The 22,409-nt window shown below is 47.3% G+C and carries 23 protein-coding genes; 18 read left to right on the top strand and 5 right to left on the bottom strand.

Going from position 1 to position 22,409, the window contains the following annotated elements; all coding sequences use genetic code 11:
• From EL210_RS06100 to EL210_RS06090, 3 genes are all read left to right on the top strand, one after another.
• Positions 1-2,448, top strand: coding sequence for a TonB-dependent receptor (locus EL210_RS06100; protein WP_018920045.1), 2,448 nt, complete (start codon positions 1-3; stop codon positions 2,446-2,448).
• Between the two features lie 33 nt (positions 2,449-2,481).
• Entirely contained in the window at positions 2,482-3,711 is a 1,230-nt protein-coding gene (locus tag EL210_RS06095; protein WP_018920044.1) for a hypothetical protein, read from the top strand.
• A 351-nt stretch (positions 3,712-4,062) separates the two neighbouring features.
• The gene (locus tag EL210_RS06090) at positions 4,063-4,389 is read left to right on the top strand and encodes an RteC domain-containing protein (RefSeq protein ID WP_026285922.1); all 327 of its coding nucleotides are present in this window, start codon (positions 4,063-4,065) and stop codon (positions 4,387-4,389) included.
• Between the two features lie 42 nt (positions 4,390-4,431).
• Here EL210_RS06090 and EL210_RS06085 read toward each other — a convergent pair whose 3' ends face one another.
• From EL210_RS06085 to mobA, 5 genes are all read right to left on the bottom strand, one after another.
• The gene (locus tag EL210_RS06085; RefSeq protein ID WP_018920042.1) at positions 4,432-5,469 is read right to left on the bottom strand and encodes a PDDEXK nuclease domain-containing protein; all 1,038 of its coding nucleotides are present in this window, start codon (positions 5,467-5,469) and stop codon (positions 4,432-4,434) included.
• 29 nt (positions 5,470-5,498) lie between these two features.
• Positions 5,499-5,702 (bottom strand): hypothetical protein, encoded by a 204-nt coding sequence (locus EL210_RS14035; protein WP_004584101.1) that lies wholly within the window; start codon positions 5,700-5,702, stop codon positions 5,499-5,501.
• 304 nt (positions 5,703-6,006) lie between these two features.
• The gene (gene mobC, locus EL210_RS06075; RefSeq protein ID WP_025879488.1) at positions 6,007-8,019 is read right to left on the bottom strand and encodes a conjugal transfer protein MobC; all 2,013 of its coding nucleotides are present in this window, start codon (positions 8,017-8,019) and stop codon (positions 6,007-6,009) included.
• 13 nt (positions 8,020-8,032) lie between these two features.
• Positions 8,033-9,265, bottom strand: a complete 1,233-nt coding sequence (gene mobB, locus EL210_RS06070) for a conjugal transfer protein MobB (protein ID WP_018920039.1) — start codon at positions 9,263-9,265, stop codon at positions 8,033-8,035.
• Positions 9,250-9,663: a conjugal transfer protein MobA gene (gene mobA / locus EL210_RS06065; protein WP_004341650.1), complete on the bottom strand. Its 414-nt coding sequence runs from the start codon at positions 9,661-9,663 to the stop codon at positions 9,250-9,252. Before mobA ends, mobB begins: the two co-directional genes overlap by 16 nt.
• Positions 9,664-10,459: 796 nt before the next feature.
• Between mobA and EL210_RS06055 the strand changes: the two genes are divergently transcribed.
• The 15 genes from EL210_RS06055 (at position 10,460) to traN (ending at position 22,409) form a co-directional block, all read left to right on the top strand.
• Positions 10,460-11,242 (top strand): ParA family protein, encoded by a 783-nt coding sequence (locus EL210_RS06055; protein WP_018920037.1) that lies wholly within the window; start codon positions 10,460-10,462, stop codon positions 11,240-11,242.
• The gene (locus EL210_RS06050) at positions 11,226-11,654 is read left to right on the top strand and encodes a DUF3408 domain-containing protein (RefSeq protein WP_018920036.1); all 429 of its coding nucleotides are present in this window, start codon (positions 11,226-11,228) and stop codon (positions 11,652-11,654) included. Before EL210_RS06055 ends, EL210_RS06050 begins: the two co-directional genes overlap by 17 nt.
• A gap of 25 nt (positions 11,655-11,679) precedes the next feature.
• On the top strand, positions 11,680-12,033 hold the full coding sequence (locus tag EL210_RS06045) for a DUF3408 domain-containing protein (protein ID WP_025879489.1): 354 nt from the start codon (positions 11,680-11,682) through the stop codon (positions 12,031-12,033).
• Positions 12,030-12,617, top strand: coding sequence for a hypothetical protein (locus EL210_RS06040; protein ID WP_018920034.1), 588 nt, complete (start codon positions 12,030-12,032; stop codon positions 12,615-12,617). Before EL210_RS06045 ends, EL210_RS06040 begins: the two co-directional genes overlap by 4 nt.
• Positions 12,618-12,646: 29 nt before the next feature.
• The gene (locus EL210_RS06035) at positions 12,647-13,387 is read left to right on the top strand and encodes a ParA family protein (protein WP_025879490.1); all 741 of its coding nucleotides are present in this window, start codon (positions 12,647-12,649) and stop codon (positions 13,385-13,387) included.
• Positions 13,375-13,968 carry a hypothetical protein gene (locus tag EL210_RS06030; RefSeq protein WP_026285920.1) on the top strand — a complete coding sequence of 198 codons (594 nt, stop codon included), beginning with the start codon at positions 13,375-13,377 and terminating at the stop codon, positions 13,966-13,968. The genes EL210_RS06035 and EL210_RS06030 overlap by 13 nt, the downstream gene beginning before the upstream one ends.
• 173 nt (positions 13,969-14,141) lie before the next feature.
• Complete coding sequence (locus tag EL210_RS06025; protein WP_004341665.1) at positions 14,142-14,441, top strand: DUF4134 domain-containing protein; 300 nt, start codon at positions 14,142-14,144, stop codon at positions 14,439-14,441.
• A 4-nt stretch (positions 14,442-14,445) separates the two neighbouring features.
• Positions 14,446-14,823 carry a DUF4133 domain-containing protein gene (locus EL210_RS06020; RefSeq protein WP_004362402.1) on the top strand — a complete coding sequence of 126 codons (378 nt, stop codon included), beginning with the start codon at positions 14,446-14,448 and terminating at the stop codon, positions 14,821-14,823.
• Complete coding sequence (locus EL210_RS06015; protein ID WP_018920030.1) at positions 14,820-17,306, top strand: TraG family conjugative transposon ATPase; 2,487 nt, start codon at positions 14,820-14,822, stop codon at positions 17,304-17,306. The genes EL210_RS06020 and EL210_RS06015 overlap by 4 nt, the downstream gene beginning before the upstream one ends.
• Positions 17,307-17,455: 149 nt before the next feature.
• A complete protein-coding gene (locus EL210_RS06010) occupies positions 17,456-18,085 on the top strand; it encodes a DUF4141 domain-containing protein (protein ID WP_004341668.1) in 630 nt (209 codons plus the stop codon).
• 2 nt (positions 18,086-18,087) lie between these two features.
• Entirely contained in the window at positions 18,088-19,179 is a 1,092-nt protein-coding gene (traJ, locus tag EL210_RS06005; protein WP_025879491.1) for a conjugative transposon protein TraJ, read from the top strand.
• A gap of 6 nt (positions 19,180-19,185) precedes the next feature.
• Positions 19,186-19,809, top strand: coding sequence for a conjugative transposon protein TraK (gene traK / locus EL210_RS06000; RefSeq protein ID WP_008564069.1), 624 nt, complete (start codon positions 19,186-19,188; stop codon positions 19,807-19,809).
• Complete coding sequence (locus tag EL210_RS05995; RefSeq protein ID WP_018920027.1) at positions 19,806-20,138, top strand: TraL conjugative transposon family protein; 333 nt, start codon at positions 19,806-19,808, stop codon at positions 20,136-20,138. The genes traK and EL210_RS05995 overlap by 4 nt, the downstream gene beginning before the upstream one ends.
• Positions 20,089-21,450 (top strand): conjugative transposon protein TraM, encoded by a 1,362-nt coding sequence (gene traM / locus EL210_RS05990; protein WP_026285919.1) that lies wholly within the window; start codon positions 20,089-20,091, stop codon positions 21,448-21,450. Before EL210_RS05995 ends, traM begins: the two co-directional genes overlap by 50 nt.
• Positions 21,451-21,488: 38 nt before the next feature.
• Entirely contained in the window at positions 21,489-22,409 is a 921-nt protein-coding gene (traN, locus tag EL210_RS05985) for a conjugative transposon protein TraN (protein WP_018920025.1), read from the top strand.

Here is a 22,409-nt window from a genome sequence, read left to right as displayed (position 1 = left end):
ATGGCCATGTCTATATATCTATTCTACAAAGTTATTGTAGAGGTATTTCTCTTAATGAAACGAAATGTCAGATTGAACGTTCTGTTTCTGATTCCTTACAATAACATAATAAGATGGAGCATTGGCATTGTTACTTTACCTCTCATACAACCTTGCTCTATTTTTGCACAAGAAAGTTCGCATATTACGACATATTATGGAGTTGTTAAGGATGCAGAAACAGGGCAAGGATTATCAGAGGTTTCTGTCTATGTATCAAATACTTTAGGATGCGTTACGGATAATCAAGGAAAATACCAATTACAACTACCCAAAGGGGAATATGTTATTATTTTTTCTTGCATCGGATATCAAACAGAAAAACGCAACGTGGAAGTACCTCAAAAGACTTCTACTGAAATCAACGTGTCCTTGTTTCCAGTGAATAAAGAACTATCAGAAGTAAGGGTGATAGCAAAAAGCAAAACTCAAAAAATGAGAGAAGTCCCATCTTCTGTTACAATACTGGATTCTAAAATGTTACAAGGGCAAGTTGCAACACTCAATGAAATCCTGAATAGAGCGTCTGGAGTAAAAGTTGCACAACAAGGAGGTCTTGGAAGTATATCTCGAATTATTATTCAAGGTCTTGATGGTAAACGCATTGGTGTTTTTATCAATGGTATATCAATGGGCAGTTCAGAAGAATTTTCCTTTGCTTCCATTCCTATTGACGCCATTCAGTTTGTAGAGATTTACAAAGGAAATGTTCCTGCAAAATTAGGAGGAGAAGGGCTGGGTGGTGCTATAAATATCATACTTAAATCTTCTCTGAGAGACTATTTTGAAGCTATGTATGAAATCTCTTCATATAATACCCATCTTGCAAACTTTATTCTTCATAAAAACTTAAGTAACAACAGGTTTCATTTTGAGATAGGAGGGACATTTAATTCTTCTTTGAATAATTATGACTTCGTGTCTCCTTTTGAACAAGGAAGAACAATTCATCGGGATCATGATAGATATAGATATTGGCAACTACATGGAAGTATCTCTTTTCTCAAATCTTGGTTTAATAATTCTTTGGTGGATATAGGTGTAGATAATGTTTATGATGAAATACAAGGCGGATTGATGAATGTACAAAACAACATTCAACATGCCCATATTAAAAGCAAAACAATTCAGATCAGGCAGTATTTGTCAAAATCTCTTCTTGAAAATCACCTTTCTGTCAGTTTAAGCTCAAATGTCCACTTCTCGCTCGTAAATCAAGTGGATACGTCTCACTACTGTTACGATTTTATTGGAAATAAATTCAAAAGTGGATCTGTGCAGGGGGAAATAGGAGCTTTACCTAACGATTCACACGATAAACTTTTTTCACTACAAGAAATGCTGAATATAAACTATAGAATAAATAATTATCATTCGATAAATTGGAATACTACGTATAAATATAACAATAAAATACCCGAAGATAAATTAGCTGATAAATATGCTCATTATCCAACAAGTGGTTATCCCAATAAGGTGTATTCTATCACTTCTGGAATTAGCTATGAATCAAGTTTATTTGACAATAAAATGACGAATGAACTTGGTGGAAAATTTTTCTATTATGTATCAGAAGTTATGCCATCTAATGAAATAAATTCCGTCCAAAAGAAACCTGAAATTGTTAGGACCAGTGCCCATTCAATAGGTTGGAACGAAGCCTTAGCTTGGCATCTCAATCCTTTTTTTACATTGAAAGCATCTATTGCCTCTAATTTCCGGATGCCAACTGTAAAGGAGTTATTTGGAGATGGGATGTTGATATATCCTTCTTCCAAGCTCAAATCAGAAAAAAGTCTAAATGTAAATATAGGAGTTAGTTGTCTATTGGGGACAAGTTATCCTACTTTTCGTGTTGATTTGAATGCTTTCTATATGAATGTCAGAGATATGATAAAGTTGATGTATAGTAACATGAATATGGTTCATGCGAATATCGGGAAGATACGAAATATCGGAGTTGAAGGAGAACTTACATCAGAACTTACTTCTTGGCTATCCTTTAAAGGAAATGTTACCTATTTGGATGCTAGAGACATAGAGAGAACTGCTATCGGGGGAGGAAAGAACTTCCATTATAATTATCGGATTCCAAATCTACCATATTTTTATGCTAACAGTGAATTCAATATCCATAAACATAATGTGATACTGAAAAATTCCCATCTTTCATTATTTACGGGCTTCGAATTTACAGAAAGGTTCAGCTATAATTGGGAGGCAAGCGTTCAAAACACGATGATAGTTCCTCGCAAATGGATATTCTATATTGGAACAAAATGCTCTTTTTATAACAGGTTTCATATGAACTTTGAGATACATAATTTATTTAACAAGCGTGCTTGGGCAGAATTTCGTTATCCACTACCAGGAAGAACGTTCCATCTAAAATTGAGATATACAATCTAAGAAATATTATTCACCAATTAAAATTATAACAATATGATTAAAAAATTTCTATGGGTTTTGCCCGCATTAGCGTTGACATTGTCTGTAATATCCTGCAATAAGGAGGATGATATTCCTAAAGGCAAGGAGAATATTCATCATTTTGCTTATGCCTCTCATGTAGATAATGGATTCTTTATCACTACGTTTGAAGGATTTGAAAAAGGAACAAAGACTTCATTCAGTGAATCTATTACTGTACCATCTGGTCATCTTTTTATGGAGAAGTATGGAAAACATGTGTACATTCAATCTGGTTCTCTTTTCGGACAAGGAGGAGAACAAACCTTGTACAAGTATTCCATAGATGACAAAGGAAGAATCTCTTCTGTCCCTGTGGCTAGTCTCTCTTTCCCAGGATCACCTAACGTAGTAGAGCTTATTTTTGCAAGTGAGACGAAAGCATATGCCGTTACTTGTGCGAGCCGAGGGCAACTTATCGTTATAAATCCATCAACAATGAAAATAATAAGAGAAATAGATCTTTCGCCGTATGCTGAGGAGGATAACGATCCTGATGCAGGAAACGGAATTGTGCGAGATGGAAAATTATTCTTGCCTCTAAATCAGACTAAGGCAATGAAAGAGTTGGTACGAACATCGGCACAGATAGCTGTTATAGATATTGCTTCTGACAAAGTCGAGAAAGTGATAAAAGATAAAAGAGCAACTGGTTTAGGTATGATTGGACATACTTGTCCTATTTTAGACAACAATGGTAATCTATATTTTTATACCGGTCCTGCTGCTGCAATAATGTGTCTTATGATGCCCAATATGGGATATAATGATGGCTTATTACGCATAAAGAAAGGAGAAACTGACTTTGATAAAGATTTTTATATGAGCCTTCAAAAAACCGATGGGGCTGAAGTCGGTTCCTATGGTATGTATATGATTTACGGTGGCAATGATAAGATATACCTTTTCCTTCATAAACCAAGTCTAGTTTCTGACCCTCAAAATCCGGCAAGTGTTGAAAATAAATGTTTTGTTCCTTACGAGATTGACATAAAGAATAAAACAGGAAAAATTTTGCCTATGCCAGCATCTTCGAGTTGGGCTGCTAATGCAATCATCAAAGTAGGGAAAAACATCTATTTTGGAGAGCATACAAAGAATGGAATTGGATTTTATAAGTATGATACAATGACAGGAAGAGGACATGAAGTGCCATCAATAGAAACTCCTGCTGGACCATATAAGATCATTAGTCTTGATTGATTTTATCAGAAATATTAGGCATATACAAATGGAAAGAGTGTATGCCTGATGTATTACATCTACAAAGTAACTTATTTAATATGCAAAGACTTATAAAATTACGTTCTTTCAAAGCTCTCTTTTCAAGAGATATTATAAATGCGAGTCTTAGGAATATTCTTGATAATTGTATCGAAGATATTGTAAGACTTTGTAAGACAGCAACAGATTCGATGGATTTGTTTAGGACGTTACAATATACAAGGTTTCAGTTAAACCAAATACAGATGAAATCCCCATATCAAGACAATCTGGGGGAAAAATGTGGCAGAGTTGCTCTTTGTTATTGATACGGAGCTGGAATTGCTGAAGATGAGGATGCAGGGGCTTCTTCCTTCTTTGCCTATCAAATCTGCTAAGAAATTCCGTTGGACAGGTAAAGCAACCGACTTGGTGGAACTACTCTACGCACTCGATACCTGTGCCTGTATCAACGATGGTGAAATCGGTATAGAAGAATTGGCAGATGCCTTTTCCGAAATCTTTGGTATAGAAATCAAGAACTGCTACAACGTCTATATGAACATGAAACGCCGCAAGGATGACAGCCGCACCTATTTTCTTGATGAACTCCGAGAGGAGCTGAACAAGCGTATGGTGGAGAGCGACCTGAAAGGCGGAAAGTTCAAGAAGCGGTAAATCAAAAGGGAGATACTCTGATTCGGAGTATCTCCTTCTGTCTTATTCTTTGATAAGCAGTTCCAATTTCTTGGCTATATCCTCGGATGCCGGAAGCAGTTCCTTATAGGCTTCGGGCAGTTCGGGTGAAAGGCTGTATGTCGCCACACCGATGGGCATTGCCGAAGTCTTGAGGGCATATTCCACAATCGTCCTGCTTTTGGATTTGCAAATGATGATGCCGATGGCAGGGTTTTCATGCGGCAACTTAACCGTCTCATTCAGGACATTGAGATAAAACTCCATCTTCCCTTTGTACTCAGGCTTAAACTCACCGATTTTCAGCTCCACGGCTATCATTGCCTGCAAGCGACGGTTATATAGCAACAGGTCAATAAAATACTCCCTGCCATCCACTTCCAGTCGGTACTGATTTCCCATGAACGAAAAGTCCGTTCCGAACTCCATCAGAAAAGAGCGGATATTCTTGATGATAGCCTGTTCCAGCTCATATTCAGAATGCCCCTCGCCCAATCCGATAAAATCCAAAGTGTACTCGTCTTTTACGGCAAGGGCGGCTTGATTACGAATGTTTTCGGGTAGCGTGGTATCAAAATTGCTTTGTCCGAGCAGGAAGTTCTCATACGTCTTCAATTCTATTTTGTGTATCAGCACGTCTTTCGTCCATCCGTATTTCTTGGTTGCCAAGATGTAGAACTGTCTCTGTTGTGTCTCCTTACACTTGGTCAGAATGACGATATGTTTTGTCCAACTGATTTCTGCGACCAATGGTTGCAGAATTTCATTTGATTGATATTCAGAGTAGAATCGTGCCATATCCCACATATTTCTCGCACTGAATCCTTGTATGCCCGGAAACTCCTTTTGAATATCTTGGGAAAGGTTTTCCACAACAGATTTTCCCCAGCCGAGTGCTGTCTGCTGTACTGTAATACGCATGCCAATTTCCCAGTAAAGGGCTATCATCTCCTTATTGACGGCTTTCAACGCCTCGTATTGTGCGGAGCGAATGCGCTTGGTTATCTCGTCTCTGAAACTTTGGTATTCTGTCGAAGTGAGCGATATATTATGCATACTCATATTCTTTTCTTATAAGGTTTCCACAAGTTCTATCGAAAAGCCCTGATAACTCTATAGACAGCCCACAGGCAGGTGAAAGGAGCGGTGAAGACTCCTATGATGACAAAGAGGAGGAGTTTGAAGATATAGTAAAATACCCACTGCCAGTTTGTTCCTGCAATCATTTTATAGGGAATGAACTTCTCAGCGAAGAGATAGCCTGACCATATCGCCATCAGCACATATCCGGACATACCTCTCATATCTTCAAAACCTTTGGTTGCCAAAAAGTTCCACCTGAACCCCATGACAAACAAGGCGATGAGAAACAACAGGCTGAAGATGCTACGCCAAATCTCACTACGTTTTCTCTTCTGAAAACAAGGTGTACAGAGTATCGGCTGATACCTTTCCGCACATTCGGGACACAGCCCTTTTCCACAATCGGAACATTGGGCTACCGCCGGTTCTTGGGTATGATTAAAACAGTTCATAGTGTAATCATTTAGCGTTTTCAAAAATACAAAAATTCTGCCTTAGAGCCAAGAAAAACAACCGTTATTTCTTGGTATTGAGTAGTTTGGAGAGTTCCGGATCGTCGGAGATTCGCTGCAACTCCCGTTCCACGATTTCCCGCACCTCCGTCTTTACTCGTTCATAATTCGCCTTGATTTCCTGTTCCATCATATCCTCTCCGTTTTCATCCGTGAAGTCCGTCAGAATGGGTATCGGTCGGTAAGCGGCTGTTTCCTTTGCCACCTTTACATTGTCCACCACAATCTCACAGTGGAATATCTTCTGCTCGATACGTTCGGAGAAGTTGTCGGCGACTGCTCCCACGAACATACCCTGCGTGAGCGTGGAAATCTTGCTCTGCGGAATAAGGCTGTCCATCTGCGTGGATATGGAGGTGGTCTTGTCGCTACGGGTGATGCTCATGCTCTGCCGTTTTTGAAGCACCTTGCCAAACCTTTCCGATAAAGTCTTTGCCGTTTCGCCGACCACCTGTCCGGAGAAAATGTTTCCGACAGTATTCATCACTACAGCAGCTTCCTTGTCTCCATAATCGCGCTTCAGTTGCGAAAAGTCCTGAAAGCCCAAGCATACCGCCACCTTGTTGCTTCGTGCGGTGGCAATCAAGTTGTCCAACCCCTTGAAATAGATGGTGGGTAGCTCGTCGATGAGCACGGAACTTTTCAGCATCCCTTTCTTATTGATGAGCTTGACGATACGCGAATTATACAATCCCAATGCCGCTCCGTAGATATTCTGTCTGTCAGGATTGTTTCCTACGCATAGGATTTTAGGCTCCTTGGGATTATTGATGTCGAGTGTGAAATCATCTCCTGTCATAATCCAATAGAGCTGCGGACTTATCATCCTTGACAAGGGTATCTTGGCGGAGGCTATCTGCCCTTGCAACTGGTCAGCCGCCCCTCCGAGCCAAGCGTCCATAAAAGGAGAAAGGTAATTCTCCAATTCGGGATATGAGGTGAGTATCGGAAAAATATCCTCGTACTTGCGGCAGAGAAACTCTATGGCATGCGGAAAGGTGCAGTATTTCCCTCCCTCGAAAATACGGAGATACCAAATGATGGCGGCGAAGAGTACGATGGGCGACTCCACGAAGAAATCCCCTTGCTTCTGCACCCACGTCTTATTGAGGTTGAGCATAATCGTATAAGCCGATTCGTAAGCATCCGAAATGTCGCTCATGAAATCGGGGTGTATCGGATTGCAGCGGTGCGACCGACGAGGGTCGTCGAAGTTGATCACGTAAAACTTCGGTTTGACCTTATAACCCTCCGAGTGATGCAGCAGATGGTTGTAAACAATCGTGGAGAGGTCGGGATACTTGAAGTCGTAGCAGTAGATGGCAAAACCTTTCTCGACTTGCTGCTTGATGAAATTGTTGATGATAGCATAGGACTTACCGCTGCCCGGCGTTCCCAAGACGGAGACCGCACGAAAAGGATTCACCACGTTTATCCAGCCCCTGTTCCATTTCTTGTGGTAATAGAATCGGGTCGGCAGATTGACCGAGTACTCGTTTTCCAAAAGTCTTGTCTCCTGCATAAAGGATTCATTCTCCTGATTGAAGACATCCTCCATCAGGTTGTTCTTCAAGAGTCGGCTCATATAGAGTCCCGCCATCAGCAGACAAACATAGCCTACGGTTATCGTAAAAGTATAGAGAGCCGTATTCGCCTCTATGGGCAGTGGCAAGGCAAGTATCCACCAATTGAGGAAGAAAAAGACAAAGCCGGCACCCATGAATGCCCCTATCTTCGACCAAGTGATATGCTCCTCTTTCACGCCCTTTGTACCCAAACAGGAAAGCCCCATCAGTACCAGCGCAAAGAGCTTGGTGTAAAGCATATTTCCAAATAGTCCCGCCGTGCGATGGAAATTCATCAGTATCCTATCTACCACTCCGATATTCACGCCCCATAGCCGTATCGCTTCATAGCAATACCAATAGAGATGGACAACCACCAGTATGATACTTACGGCACGCAGAAAATCCATGATTTTCGCCAGTGCTCTCAAATCGTCTTCTTGTTGTGACATAATCTTTCTGTTTTTAGAGTTTACGTTGTTTTCTTTTCTTGCGCTGCATTCGTCTGCGAAACTGCTCTTCCTCCCAATCCATTCCGTGGGCTTCCAAAGGCAAATCGAGGAGACCGCCCAAGACGGAATCTTCGTCCGAAGTCAGAATTTGGGGAATACTGCCTTTCTCACTCTGCTGTATAGGAGCAGACAGTTCGGGATGCGGGCGGTCGAACCATTCGGCAATGGCATTTGCCGAAAGTTCCTTTCCCAATCGCGAGCCATTGGCTACACAGCCGTTATTGTGGTCTATGAAGGTGATGCCATAGAGCCGCCCTTCGTCGTTCTCACGAAAGAGGACATCAATACCCCTGTGATGCAGGTTCCCCCTGAAATCCTCTCTTGTGGCAGAACGCCTCAATGCTCCGGCTACGATTGCTTTGGTCTTAGGAGCAAGATGCTTTTCCTTCAGTTTCTCCTTTGACGCCTTGAATCTATTTTGCAGAGCTTCATATCCGACAGACTTCCCAAAGAGAGAGGATTTAAATACTTTTCCGACTTTATTCCCCTTGTCATCCGTGGCAAAGTAGAGAAGTCCCATATAGGTTTTTCCGCGTATCTCTCCCTTAACCTCCTCCACACATATATTGTAGGTGGAGAGCAAAGCACGGTATTCCTTAAAACTCGGACAATGGTAGAATTTCGCTGCCGGTCTGATGACCGAAACCAGTTGCTTTTTAAGATTCTCTCCGTCGCCGTAGCAGACTTTTTGCAGGCGAAACACTTCTTTTTCCTTCCGCATTTGCGCAGGGATCAAACCGTACTTCTGTTCCAGTTCTTTGAGAATACGGGTGCTGGTATAGAAATTATTGCCATCGTTAATCTTCTTTCCCCGCTCATCGACGGCTAAGGTGACAATATGCAGGTGATGCCTGTCTATGTCTTCATGCTTATAAACGATAAAGGGTTGATTAGCGTAGCCCATCTTTTCGATATACTCCCGTGCGATGGCTGAGAACTGCTCATCGGTAAGTCTGTCATCGGGATGCGGATTCAAGGAGATATGTATAACCGGTTTCTTAGTGAGGACATGACTCGGCATATATGCCATAAAGTCCTGCATACAGGCGGATATATCGTGTGTCCCATCAGCCGGAGAGAACACTTTGTTGGTCTCCAGAATCTTGGCAACGCCCTCATTTACCTTCTCTCCATTGTACGCCAACGCGCCGTAAAGGGAACTGCCATAGTTTATCTTTGCGACCATTTCTCTTGAAATTCACGGGTTAGATGTACGATTTCGCCTCCGACAGCCGCCAATTCTAGTGTCAGTTTCTCCAGTTGGGCAAGCATCGCAAAGGCTTTTTTCTCGGTGAAATTGCTCTTTAAGGCGACCACAGCTTGGTTATAATTCACCCCGACACTGCGAAATTGTCCGTACAAAGTCGTCAGTTTTTGATAGTAATCAAGCAATGAACGATCTACTTTTATCACTCGGAAAGTCTCATCAAAGACCCTTGCCTTGATGAAAACAGCCCTGTTCGGGACACCTGACTGTTCATAAAGCGTCAGGAAACGCGCAAACTCCGTGTCCGTAAACCGAACCATGCAACAATGGCTGGCTTTCTCTTTTTTCAGGGGTCTCCCCACATGTCTCTTTGTCATTTTACTTTGGATTTTAGTGTTTCACGGCATCACCGGCATTCAAGACAAGGCATTCTCTCTTCCAAGAAAAAACGACTTCGGAGTTTTTCCAGCCCTCTGCAAGAGCAAGAGTTCTGAGTTACCGAATTTATTTCGAGTAACGCAGGACATATCTTGCTATTTGCTCCGGCGCAAATAAATCCGTCCGCGAAGGACGGAAGTCGAGTCCCTCAAAAAAGAACGCTTTATGCCTCGAAGGCTTCGGCTTACCGCTTGGGTGCAAAGTTACTAAGCGTTGTGCCTAAAGCACTTACCTCTCACGAAGCCACAAATACGCAAATCGAAGCCACAAGTACGCAGTTAGCAAAAAGGGCAGAAACAAGGGGGTAAAGGCTTCTATATTTGCCCCGTCGAACAGGTGTTTGCAGGTCGGTGGACATACCTGCCTGCCCAAGTCTGAAAACCTGTCCGCAGCCATTTGAACAGACAATTACGGAAATGGAAATAGAAATGAGAATATGTACAAGTTATTGCACCCGTCGCCCCTTACACCCTTGCACAAGGGTACAAGTGCGGACGTATGGATGGGTGGACGTGTGCAGGTATGACTCCCGTCATATAGCTCCACTCCTATGCAAGGAGGGACATATCCCAAAAGGCAGGTCTATGTTCCCTTATCGGAATACCTCGCCGTATGCCTGTCCGGGGATTTATTCCCTCACGGACTCATTTCCATATCTGCCTTTTCAAGGAAACAAGCCAAGGCGTGCATGCGCCTTTCCACACATATATGTAGAACCATTAAACAGAAAATGAAATGAAAAAGAAACCTGTTTTCATTGCCTTCTCCACCCAGAAGGGCGGTGTCGGCAAAACGACCTTTACGGTCTTGACGGCAAGTTACCTGCACTATGCCTGCGGGTATAACCTTATTGTGGTGGATTGCGACTATCCGCAATTCAGTATCAATGCCATGCGTCAGCGTGACGCACAGGGCGTGGATCGCAACCTCGCGCTGCAAGAATTGGCAGCCACCCAATTCTCCGAGTTGCAAAAGCCCACGTACGCCATCCTTTGTGCCACGGCAGAGGCAGCCGTGGATACGGTCAGGGAATATCTGGAAACGCACGAATCGGATACGGATTTCGTCTTTTTTGACCTGCCCGGAACCATCAACAATGACGGTGTGCTGACCACTCTCTCCGGTATGGATTACATTTTCACACCCATCTCCGCCGACCGTATATCCTTGGAAAGCACGCTGAGCTTTTCAGCCATCATCAAGGAGGCGATAACCGACAATACAGACACTGCCAACAAAGGGATCTACCTCTTTTGGAACATGGTGGACGGCAGAGAGAAGACACCCCTCTATGCGATGTATGAAAAGGTCATTGCCGAGTTGGGACTTCCGGTCTTGAAGACGGCAGTCCCCAATACGACCCGCTACAAAAAGGAAGTGATGGATGAGGGTACGACCCTCTTCCGTTCGACTATCTTTCCCGCCTCTCGCACGCTGCTTAGAGGCAGTCGTCTGAAAGAGCTTGTGGAGGAAATCTTGTCCATCGTAAAACCTGAAGCATATGGCAGAGAAGAATAAAGGGGCGATAGATCCCGTCGCTATCCGGGAACTGATTTCACAGGGTATCCCGATGAAAAAGAAAGAGAGCGAGATGATACCGCCTGCCTCCGTCGAAGAGGTGGATGTGTCTGTATCGGAAACACGGAAAGAGGTTTCGGAAGAATCGCAACTACCCATCCGAACACGTCGCAAGCATACCGCCAAAGGAGATTACATCTCACTCTTCATGCACCGCAATGATCTGTATGACCGCAAGGCAATCTACATCTCCAGAGAGTTGCAGGACAAACTGTCGGAAATCGTCCTCTTCATCCGAAAGAGAGAGATGACATTGGGTATGTACGTGGAAAACATCCTTCTTAAACATTTAGAGGACTACAAGGAAGAAATCAACCGATTAAGTGAAAAGAACTTCAAGAAATTATTGTGATATGAAACAGAAAAAAGATCAACAAATGGCAGGTCATAAGTCCTGCAGAGAACGAAAAAGCGTCTCTTCAAAAGTAACCATCCGTAACTCCACCACGCTCATCGAGCATTCCGAGGGACACCCTACAGGTCTCCTTCAGGAAGAGAGAAGCGATTACGAAACCACCTTTCTGCAACCCCTGAACATCGGAGACCGAAAGGGCGTGTTCATTTCCAAAAAGACACAGGAAGAGATTTCCGAAATCGTCTATGTGGCAGCCGCAGGCAAACTGACGATTGGGGCATTCGTAGAACATATTCTCCGGCATCACTTAGAGAGTCACCGTGATGAGATAGACGCCTTGTTTGAGCAACAGTTCCGTAAACGTTTCGAGCGATGAAGCAGGTGATTGTCATTCTGCTGTCGGTCGGCTTAGCCTATCTCGGCAGCGTGCAGGTCACCCGCTTCCTGTACGGACGCTATCGGAGTGCCGTGAGACTCTATCGTGACTTGCGGCTCTTTTTCCGGGAACGGGGCAAGGGGAAATTCGTCGTTACCATCCGCATCCCCAAAAAGGGATCCTCCCAAGAGGAGAATATCCTTTTAGCCGAGTTGCCCATCGAAGAAGAGCAACAGGAACAGACGCCTGAAACGGGAATGTCGGAAGAAACCTCTCCTTTCATCCCCGAAGAAGAGGATTATGTATTGGTGGAAGTCCAAGGTGAAAGCCACTCCCTTTCGGAAAGTATCACCGTGGAAGAACTACAACAAATGGGCAATGTCCTCTCCTGCAAGAATGCCCCGATAGAGGAAGCTGCAAAAGCTGCCGAAACCATCTATAAGATACACGACTCCCCGATGTTCCAAGCGATTAAGAAAGCAGCCGGGGAACGTGTCCGCGAGCTGCTGGAGCGCGTTGCCGAAGAAGCTCCGAAAGAGGTTCACTCAGGCAACTTCGATTACAAACGATTTATCAAGACATAGTATTCACCCACTCAAAGAAAAGAGAAAATATGAGTAAACCCATTTATCTTGCCATCGCTTCCCCCAAGGGAGGTGTCGGCAAAACCTCGCTTACGGTACTTTCCGCAAGCATTCTGCATTACCACAGAGGATGCAATGTCGCTGTCGTGGATTGCAACCATCCCGTCTATACCATCGCTCGTCTGCGACAGCAAGAGTCGGAAGACCTGAATCATCAAAGGCTGATGCGCCTGAAACATCGGACAGCCTATGCCCCTTATCCGATTATCTGCACTCCGGTGCGGGAAGCCCTGAGGCGAGTGGAGCAACACTGTGTGGACAGCCATCCTCGATGCATTCTTTTCGACCTTCCCCCATTGATGCGTACCGAAGGGACGGTGGAGTTGCTTTCAGCAATGGATGCCGCCGTCTTTCCCGTTACGGGCAGTCCGATGGATATGGAAGCCGTCCGCCATTTCATAGACATCTTGGGAGAGCAGATACTTACGATGGGTAAGGGCAATATCAGGGAGGTTTACCTGCTTCGCAATATGATAGAGGCTTGGGAATGTGAGGATGCCGACGAACGCTGTCGCACCCTTTCCGATGAAACGGGAGTCCTCTTGATGCAGACCTCATTGAGCCATTCCCGTTTGTATCGTCCGCTGCTTTCCGAACGCAGAAGAGGGGTATCCACCCTCTTCCCACCCCACGGAGGGAAGTTGAGCAGGCTCTGTATCGAATTAGGCGATGAGCTTCACGAAATCCTGCAACGCCTATGTACCGAATAGTCCTTGTCCTTCTCTTGCTCTACCTTTTGTGGCTGCTTCTTTTTTTCTTGTATGAACGAAGAAAAAGGAAGAACAGGGCAATTGAGAAAAAGCCTTGTCAAACGGTCAGTGAAGTGGAAATCATCGGTAAAAGTCGCTTCAAGCTCAGCCACTCGGTGCCACAAGTACGCAGTTATCCAAAAGGCGAGGCGGAAGCAAAAAAGGCTTCTACATTTGCTGTCGAAAACGGACAAGAGCCATCGGAAGAGCCGGATGATCTACCCGACATAGATGAGATTCCTTTAACGTATGAGTTCTCAGATGCTCCATCCTTTGAAGAAGAGGAAGATGAAGAACTTCCCGTTTCGGGAGAAAGCGAATATGCCACGGGAATTGATTTTGAACGGGTGCTGGAAGCCTTGTCGGTCATTCACCGCCACGCCCACACCGAAGCAGAGCGACAGAGTACCGGCGATACGCTGAGAGCGTTGGAAGGAACCCGCCTGATGGAAACGCTCCGAAGCGATGCGAAACGCTCAGCCACGATCGATGAAATCGTCCGTGCCCGTTTCGAGGAGCTTTACAGCGGCGAAAAGGCGTAACGCCCCTTCCGAATGGTTTTGTCCCAATAGTATGAACCCTTTAATGCAACAAGCAATGAAAGAAAAAGAGTACGGCTGATCCCAAGAGAGCCACCACTAAAATCCGAAAGTAACAACAGTATTCACCCGTCGGGAGAAGTCTATCCAATCCTCTCGGCACAAAACAAAGATTTATGACCAAAAGACATTTTCTTATCGCAGCCATTCTGCTGCTTTCCATTTCCTCTGCCTTTGCCCAAGGCAACGGTTTGTCGGGTATCAACCAAGCCACGAGCATGGTGACGAGTTATTTCGACCCTGCCACGAAACTCATCTACGCCATCGGTGCGGTCGTGGGACTTATCGGAGGGGTAAAGGTCTATTCAAAGTTCTCGTCCGGAGATCCGGACACCTCGAAGACCGCCGCGAGCTGGTTCGGAGCCTGTATTTTCCTTATCGTGGCAGCCACCATTTTAAGAAGTTTCTTCCTCTAAGCCTATGGAGACCTATCCCATCAACAAGGGGATCGGTCGCTCGGTGGAGTTTCAGGGACTCAAAAGCCAGTATCTGTTCATTTTCGCCGGAGGGTTACTTGCCCTTTTCGTGCTGTTTGTCATCCTCTATATGGCGGGTGTCAATCAATGGATCTGTATCGGCTTCGGAGGGACTTCCGCATCCATTCTGGTGTGGCAGACTTTCTCCCTGAACAAGAAGTATGGGGAACACGGGCTGATGAAGCGTTCCGCTTTGCACAGCCACCCTCGATACCTCATCAACCGACGACGCATTCCCCGTCTGTTGCGGCACAAGGAGCTGCCAAAACGAAAGAGAAGAGAGAATAAAAGAACGAACAAAGGAAAGGAGGAAAGACAATGAGAAACGTACTGAAAGCCACCACGCTGGAAAACCGCTTCCCGTTGCTTGCCGTCGAAGAGGGGTGCATCCTCTCGAAGGACGCCGACATCACGGTCGCCTTTCGGGTGGACTTGCCCGAACTCTATACGGTGACAAGTGCGGAGTATGCTGCCATCCATTCGGCTTGGGTAAAGGCGATCAAGGTATTGCCGACCTACAGTGTCGTGCACAAGCAGGACTGGTTTGTCAAGGAGGGTTACCATCCGGACTTGCAAAAGGAGGATATGAGTTTCCTCTCCCGCAGTTTCGAGCGACACTTCAACGAGCGACCGTTCTTGAATCACGCCTGCTACCTGTTCCTGACCAAGACAACCAAGAACCGCAGCCGGCAACAGAGCAACTTCTCTACCCTCTGCCGTGGGCATATCATCCCCAAGGAGGTACGGGACAAGGATACCGCCCGCAAGTTCCTCGAAGCCACCGAGCAGTTTGAGCGGATTATGAACGAGTGCGGTTTTGTTCGTCTTACCCGACTGAACGACGAAGAGATTGTCGGCACGGAGGAAAAACCGGGACTGATAGAGAAGTATTTCTCACTCTCCCTTTCCGACACGACGGTATTGGAGGACATCGACCTGAGAGCCGACCGTATGCGTATCGGCAACAAGCGGCTCTGCCTGCATACGCTCTCCGATACGGAAGACCTGCCCGGACTGGTTGGCACGGATATGCGTTATGAACGCCTGTCCACCGACCGCAGCGACTGTCGCCTCTCGTTTGCCGCTCCCGTGGGGCTGTTGCTCTCGTGCAGCCATATCTACAACCAGTATGTGCTGATTGATGACAGTGCCGAGAACCTGCAACGCTTTGAGAAGAATGCAAGGAACATGCACTCGCTCTCCCGTTACAGCCGGAGCAACCAAATCAACAAGCAATGGATTGACGAGTACCTGAACGAGGCGCATAGTTTCGGGCTTACCTCAGTCCGCTGTCATTGCAACGTCTTGGCGTGGAGCGAGGATGAGGAGGAACTCCGCCGTATCCGTAACGACGTGGGTAGCCAGCTCGCACTGATGGAGTGCAAGCCAAGGCACAACACGGTGGATGTGCCGACGCTGTTCTGGGCGGGCATTCCCGGCAATGAAGCCGACTTTCCCGCAGAAGAGAGTTTTTACACCTTCATCGAGCAGGCGGTCTGCTTCTTCAATGAGGAAACCAACTACCGTGATTCGTTGTCTCCATTCGGCATCAAGATGGCTGACCGCAGCGGCAAGCCGATTCATCTCGATATCTCCGACCTGCCGATGAAGCAAGGCATCACCACGAACCGCAACAAGTTCATCTTGGGACCTTCGGGTTCGGGCAAGTCATTCTTCACCAACCACCTCTTGAGGCAGTACTGGGAACAGAACACCCATATCGTATTGGTGGACACGGGAAACAGCTATCAGGGCTTGTGCGAGATGATACGCCACAAGACGCAGGGCGAGGACGGGGTCTATTTCACCTACTCGGACGAGAGTCCCATCAGCTTCAATCCCTTCTACACGACGGACAAGGTGTTCGATGTGGAGAAGCGGGAGAGCATCAAGACCCTGCTGCTGACACTATGGAAGAAGGACAACGAGCCTGCCACACGCTCAGAAGAGGTTGCCCTCTCCAATGCCGTGTCGCTCTTTATCGAGCGCATCAAGGCGGACGACGCTATCGTTCCCTCGTTCAACAGCTTTTACGAGTATCTCACCACCGACTACTCGGCATTGCTCCGTGAGAAAAAGGTCAGGGAAAAGGATTTTGACTTGGCCAATTTTCTCAACGTGCTGGAGCCGTACTACAAGGGAGGGGAATACGACTACCTGCTGAACTCGGACAAGCAGATCGACCTGCTGAACGCACGCTTCATCGTCTTCGAAATCGATGCGATAAAGGATCATCCCATCCTTTTCCCCATTACCACCATCATCATTATGGAACTCTTCATTAATAAGATGCGACGGTTGAAAGGAATACGGAAGATCATCCTTATCGAGGAGGCTTGGAAGGCGATTGCGTCCGCAAACATGGCGGGATATATAAAATACCTCTACAAGACGGTACGAAAATTCTTCGGAGAGGCGGTCGTGGTGACGCAGGAAGTGGATGACATCATCTCCTCAGACATTGTCAAGGAGTCCATCATCAACAACTCCGACTGCAAGATACTGCTTGACCAGCGCAAGTACATGAACAAGTTCGACCAGATTCAGGCACTCTTGGGACTGACGGACAAGGAGCGGGGGCAGATACTCTCCATCAACCAGAGCAACGATGCCACACGGTCGTACAAGGAGGTGTGGATCGGACTGGGAGGTGTGCAGTCTGCTGTCTATGCCACCGAAGTGTCGAAAGCCGAATACCTCACCTACACGACGGAGGAGACCGAGAAGATGCGCGTACTTGCCCGTGCCGAGCAACTCGGCGGGAATATGGAGCTTGCCGTCAGGCAGCTCGCCGAAGAAGAGTAATCAATGAAAGTTTAACCGCGTAATACAACAAGTTCGAAAAATATGACGTCATATTTCAAGAAAACAGTCGACTGATTTTCAGATTTACTCGACTGATTTTTCCGAGTGGCTCGAACGACATTGTATCTACGCTAAAATCAATTTGAAAAATGAGAAAGAAAATTTTAATGCTTATGGCGTGCGGTTGCCTCTTGGCAGGCAGCGCACACGCCCAGTGGGTGGTCACAGACCCCACCAATCTTGCACAGAGTATCATCAACACGACCAAGGAAATCGTGCAGACCTCCAAGACGGTCAAGAACACGCTCGACAACTTCAAGGAGGTCGAGAAGCTCTACAATGAGAGCAAGAAATACTACGATGCCCTGAAAAAGGTGAACAACCTCGTGCGGGACGCCCAACGGGTAAAGGAGACGATTTTGATGGTCGGAGAAATCTCCGATATCTATGTGAAGAACTACAAGAAGATGCTCTCTGACCCGAACTTCCGTCCGGAAGAGCTGGTCGCCATTGCCAACGGCTATACCAAACTGCTCGGGGAGAGCAACAACCTGCTCAAGGAACTCAAGCAGGTAGTGAACATCACCACGCTGAAGATGACCGATAAGGAGCGTATGGACGTGGTGGATCGCTGCTACAAGGAAATCAGGGATTACCGCAACCTTGTGCGTTACTACACGAACAAGAACATCTCCGTGAGCTATCTCAGAGCCAAGAAGCAGCAGGACACCGACCGGGTGCTCTCGCTCTATGGAACGGACAACGAAAGGTATTGGTAATCATGGGAGCGGAATTTGACAACCTGCACCAAGTCCTCCGTTCGCTTTACACGGAGATGATGCCTATGTGTGGTGACATGATAGGTGTCGCCAAAGGCATTGCGGGCTTGGGCGCGCTCTTCTATGTGGCACTTCGGGTGTGGCAGACGCTTGCCCGTGCCGAACCCATCGACGTCTATCCGTTGCTCCGTCCCTTTGCGCTCGGTCTCTGTATCCTCTTCTTTCCGATGGTCTTGGAGACTATCAACGGGGTGCTCAGTCCCGTCGTGCAGGGGACACACAAGATGCTCGAAAAGCAGACTTTCAGCATGGACGAATACCGCAAGTTGCGGGACAAGCTGGAGTACGAGGCGATGGTGAAGAATCCCGAAACAGCCTATCTGGTGAGTAACGAGGAGTTCGACAAGAAACTGGATGAACTCGGTATCTCTCCCTCGGATATGGCGACAATGGCGGGAATGTACGTGGAACGCAGTATGTACAACCTCAAGAAATGGTTCCGCAATATGGTGCGGGAGCTCTTGGAACTGCTTTTCGCCGCAGCCGCCCTGCTCATCGACACGCTTCGGACATTCTTCCTGATTGTCCTTTCCATCTTGGGACCGATAGCCTTTGCCATCTCCGTGTGGGACGGTTTCCAAAGTACCCTCACGCAATGGTTCACGAGGTATATCTCCATCTATCTGTGGCTGCCCGTGGCGGACTTGTTCAGTTCAATGCTGGCAAAGATTCAGGAACTGATGCTCAAGCACGACATCACGCAGTTGCAGAACGACCCTACCTACACGATAGACGCCTCGAACGGCGTGTACCTTGTCTTCATGATGATCGGCATCATCGGCTACTTCACCATTCCGACCGTTGCGGGTTGGGTGATACAGGCAGGTGGAGCAGGTAACTTCGGCAAGAACGTGAACTACGCAGCAGGAAAGGGAGCCGGTATCGCAGGTGCCGTGGGTGGAGCCGTGGGTGGATTTGCCGGAGGACACGCACGAAATGCGATGAACTATGCAGGGAGCAAGGGAAGAGAGATAGCCGGGAAATTATTTCATCGGGGAGGAAACCAATCATCCGAACCATCGGAACAAAATTAAAAAGCTATGGAATTTAAGTCATTAAAGAATATCGAAACGAGTTTCAGGCAGATACGCCTCTTTACCTTGGTCGTCATCTGCCTGTGTGCTGCCCTTGCGGGCTATTCGGTATGGAGTGCCTACTCCTTTGCCGAAGCCCAACGGCAGAAAATCTATGTGTTGGATGGCGGTAAGTCGCTGATGCTCGCCTTGTCGCAGGATCTGTCGCAGAACAGACCCGCAGAAGCCAAGGAGCACGTGCGCCGCTTCCACGAGTTGTTTTTCACTCTTTCGCCCGATAAGAGTGCCATCGAGGGGAATATCTCCCGTGCGCTGCTCTTGGCGGACAAGAGTGCCTACAATTACTATCGGGATTTCTCCGAGAAAGGATACTACAACCGTATCGTGGCAGGAAATATCAATCAGGTCGTGCAGGTGGACAGCGTTCTCTGTGACTTCGACAGCTATCCCTATGCGGTACGGACGTATGCCCGGCAGATGATTATCCGTGCGACCAACGTGACCGAGCGCAGTCTCGTGACCGTATGCCGCCTGCTCAATACGAGCCGCAGCGATGACAATCCGAATGGCTTCAATATCGAAGGATTCGAGATTGTGGAGAACAAGGACATCAGTACCCGTAAGCGATGAAAAAGAAAAGTCTGTTCCGAATGATGCAGGAGGGAGCGGAGGCAAGACTCCGCCGCCTGTGCGGACGCATCCCCGCTCATCTGAGGCTGTATGTCGTCCTGACGATGCTTCTTTTCTTCGCTTTCCTTGCCAATTATGTTTTCTTCAGCGGTTTGTTCCGCCTCTTCTCCGACGGAGACTCCGAGGAGGAAGCGTTACCAGAAATCGAGCATATAGAAGCTCCTGACGTAAGGCGGCTCTATCCCAAAGACAGTATCAACCTATTAAAGTATTACGATTATGTTCCCATTCAAAAGAAAGACAGCCTCCGATACGAGCACCTCGCCTGAGCTGACGGAGGAAGAGAGACAAAGGCGAAAGAAGTTTGTCATCTATCCCCTGATGTTCCTGCTTTTTGCAGGCTCTATGTGGCTCATCTTCGCTCCATCGGAGAAAGAAGAGGAGAAACAGGCGAAGGGATTCAACACGGAAGTACCCGACCCGACAGCAGCCGAACTGATCGGTGATAAGAAGAAAGCCTACGAGAAAGAGATGATGGAGGAGAAAGAGCAGGAGCGCAGCCGCGCGATGCAGAGTCTGAGTTCCATGTTCGGGGAGATGACAGGAGGACAACCGGAGCAGAGTTCCGAAGAGTTGGCATTAAAGACGGATTTGTCGGAAAGAGATAACGGCTTTGGCTCTCGCACTGCTGCTCCGCAAGACGGCTTTCACGCCTCTGCATCAGCCTACCAAGACATCAACCGCACGCTCGGCAGTTTCTATGAAGCACCGAGGGAAGACCCTGAAAAGGAAGAACTGCGTGCCCGATTGGCAGAGTTGGAAAACCGTATGAGCAGCGAACAGCAGTCGCCCGCCATAACCGTGAACGACCAGATGGCACTACTTGAAAAGTCCTATCAGTTGGCGGCAAAATATATGCCGTCGGGCGGTGGACAGTCCTCTTCCAATATGGCATTGGCATCGGACGGGGAGACGGCTTCCGAAGGGAAAGCGGTCGTAACTACCCGAAACGGGAAGGCGGTAGCCTTTCCCGTTTCCCCCGTGAGCGAACAAGTGGTGTCGGCTCTGGCACAGCCGATGAGCGACTCGACTTTCCGCTCCGAATATGTCAAGGAGAGGAACTACATATTCCATACCGCCATCGGAACAGCCCCGCTGACGGAGAAGAATACCATCTCCGCCTGTGTGCATACCCGGCAGACGGTTACGGACGGGCAAACGGTACGTTTCCGTCTCTTGGAGCCGATGCTGGTATCCGGTAGGGAAATCCCTCGGAACACCTCGGTGGCCGGCGTGGCGAAGATACAGGGTGAACGCCTGAACGTACTCATCTCTTCGCTGGAATATCACGGGAACATCATCCCCGTGGAGTTGGCGGTGTACGATACGGACGGACAAGCTGGGATATTCATCCCCGGCTCGATGGAGCGCAGTGCCGCGAAGGAGATTGTCGCAGGAATGGGTACTTCCGCAGGCAGCAGTATGAACTTCTCCACTGATGCGGGCGCACAGCTTGCCGCTGATTTGGGGAAGGGACTGATACAAGGCACCTCGCAGTATTTCTCTAAGAAAATGCGTACCGTCAAGGTGCATCTGAAGGCTGGTTACAAGGTATTGCTCTACCAATCGGACAACAAGTAATTCACAGTTATTATTCACCACTTTAATCCAAAGTAAAAATGAAAAGAACAGTTTTAGCCATCGCCCTGATGCTGGGCGCAGTCTGTGCGAACGCACAGGAAACAACCTCAACGGGAGACCTCTATGAGGGGCTGACCCGCAAAATTGGCTTTGAGCGGATGATACCACCCCACGGTTTGGAAATTACCTACGATAAGACGGTGCACATCATCTTCCCCTCTGCCGTGCGCTATGTGGATCTGGGTTCGCCCAACCTCATTGCGGGGAAGGCGGACGGGGCGGAAAACGTCATCCGTGTGAAGGCGACGGTCAAGGACTTCCACGAAGAGACGAACATGAGCGTCATCACCGAAGACGGGGCATTTTACACCTTTAATGTCAAGTATGCCAACGAGCCGCTGTTACTCAATGTGGAAATGGCAGACTTCATCCACGATGGGGAGAGCGTAAACCGTCCGAACAACGCCATGGAGGTCTATCTCAAGGAACTCGGAAGCGAAAGCCCGATGCTGGTAAGGCTCATCATGAAATCCATTCACAAGGAGGACAGGCGGGCGGTGAAGCACATCGGCAGCAAGTCCTTCGGTATTCAGTACCTGCTCAAAGGGTTGTATTCGCACAACGGACTGCTGTACTTCCATACGGAACTGCGCAACAAGTCCAACGTGCCGTTCGACATCGACTTCATCACGTTCAAAATCGTGGACAAGAAGGTCGCCAAGCAGACTGCCATGCAGGAGCAGGTGCTGCTTCCGCTGCGTGCCTACAACTACATCACCTGCGTGGCGGGGCAGAAGAGCGAACGCACGGTATTCACCCTGCAAAAGTTCACCATCCCCGATGACAAGCAGCTCATTGTGGAGATGCACGAGAAGAACGGCGGAAGACACCAATCCTTTGTCGTGGAGAACGAAGACCTTGTGCGTGCGAGGGAAATCAATGAACTCAAAGTGAAGTGA

Origin of the sequence: Segatella oris (assembly GCF_900637655.1) — a bacterium.
GTDB classification, from domain to species: domain Bacteria; phylum Bacteroidota; class Bacteroidia; order Bacteroidales; family Bacteroidaceae; genus Prevotella; species Prevotella oris.
The sequence above is the reverse complement of the archived record's forward strand: the minus strand, read 5'-3'. Positions and strand labels throughout refer to the sequence as shown.

Bases quoted from the DNA above. Each gene is read 5' to 3' on its own strand.
- EL210_RS06100 (WP_018920045.1), top strand. From the start codon at position 1: ATGGCCATGTCTATATATCTATTCTACAAAGTTATTGTAGAGGTATTT.
- EL210_RS06095 (WP_018920044.1), top strand. From the start codon at position 2,482: ATGATTAAAAAATTTCTATGGGTTTTGCCCGCATTAGCGTTGACATTG.
- EL210_RS06090 (WP_026285922.1), top strand. From the start codon at position 4,063: ATGAGGATGCAGGGGCTTCTTCCTTCTTTGCCTATCAAATCTGCTAAG.
- EL210_RS06085 (WP_018920042.1), bottom strand. From the start codon at position 5,469: ATGAGTATGCATAATATATCGCTCACTTCGACAGAATACCAAAGTTTC.
- EL210_RS14035 (WP_004584101.1), bottom strand. From the start codon at position 5,702: ATGTCCGGATATGTGCTGATGGCGATATGGTCAGGCTATCTCTTCGCT.
- mobC (WP_025879488.1), bottom strand. From the start codon at position 8,019: ATGTCACAACAAGAAGACGATTTGAGAGCACTGGCGAAAATCATGGAT.
- mobB (WP_018920039.1), bottom strand. From the start codon at position 9,265: ATGGTCGCAAAGATAAACTATGGCAGTTCCCTTTACGGCGCGTTGGCG.
- mobA (WP_004341650.1), bottom strand. From the start codon at position 9,663: ATGACAAAGAGACATGTGGGGAGACCCCTGAAAAAAGAGAAAGCCAGC.
- EL210_RS06055 (WP_018920037.1), top strand. From the start codon at position 10,460: ATGAAAAAGAAACCTGTTTTCATTGCCTTCTCCACCCAGAAGGGCGGT.
- EL210_RS06050 (WP_018920036.1), top strand. From the start codon at position 11,226: ATGGCAGAGAAGAATAAAGGGGCGATAGATCCCGTCGCTATCCGGGAA.
- EL210_RS06045 (WP_025879489.1), top strand. From the start codon at position 11,680: ATGGCAGGTCATAAGTCCTGCAGAGAACGAAAAAGCGTCTCTTCAAAA.
- EL210_RS06040 (WP_018920034.1), top strand. From the start codon at position 12,030: ATGAAGCAGGTGATTGTCATTCTGCTGTCGGTCGGCTTAGCCTATCTC.
- EL210_RS06035 (WP_025879490.1), top strand. From the start codon at position 12,647: ATGAGTAAACCCATTTATCTTGCCATCGCTTCCCCCAAGGGAGGTGTC.
- EL210_RS06030 (WP_026285920.1), top strand. From the start codon at position 13,375: ATGTACCGAATAGTCCTTGTCCTTCTCTTGCTCTACCTTTTGTGGCTG.
- EL210_RS06025 (WP_004341665.1), top strand. From the start codon at position 14,142: ATGACCAAAAGACATTTTCTTATCGCAGCCATTCTGCTGCTTTCCATT.
- EL210_RS06020 (WP_004362402.1), top strand. From the start codon at position 14,446: ATGGAGACCTATCCCATCAACAAGGGGATCGGTCGCTCGGTGGAGTTT.
- EL210_RS06015 (WP_018920030.1), top strand. From the start codon at position 14,820: ATGAGAAACGTACTGAAAGCCACCACGCTGGAAAACCGCTTCCCGTTG.
- EL210_RS06010 (WP_004341668.1), top strand. From the start codon at position 17,456: ATGAGAAAGAAAATTTTAATGCTTATGGCGTGCGGTTGCCTCTTGGCA.
- traJ (WP_025879491.1), top strand. From the start codon at position 18,088: ATGGGAGCGGAATTTGACAACCTGCACCAAGTCCTCCGTTCGCTTTAC.
- traK (WP_008564069.1), top strand. From the start codon at position 19,186: ATGGAATTTAAGTCATTAAAGAATATCGAAACGAGTTTCAGGCAGATA.
- EL210_RS05995 (WP_018920027.1), top strand. From the start codon at position 19,806: ATGAAAAAGAAAAGTCTGTTCCGAATGATGCAGGAGGGAGCGGAGGCA.
- traM (WP_026285919.1), top strand. From the start codon at position 20,089: ATGTTCCCATTCAAAAGAAAGACAGCCTCCGATACGAGCACCTCGCCT.
- traN (WP_018920025.1), top strand. From the start codon at position 21,489: ATGAAAAGAACAGTTTTAGCCATCGCCCTGATGCTGGGCGCAGTCTGT.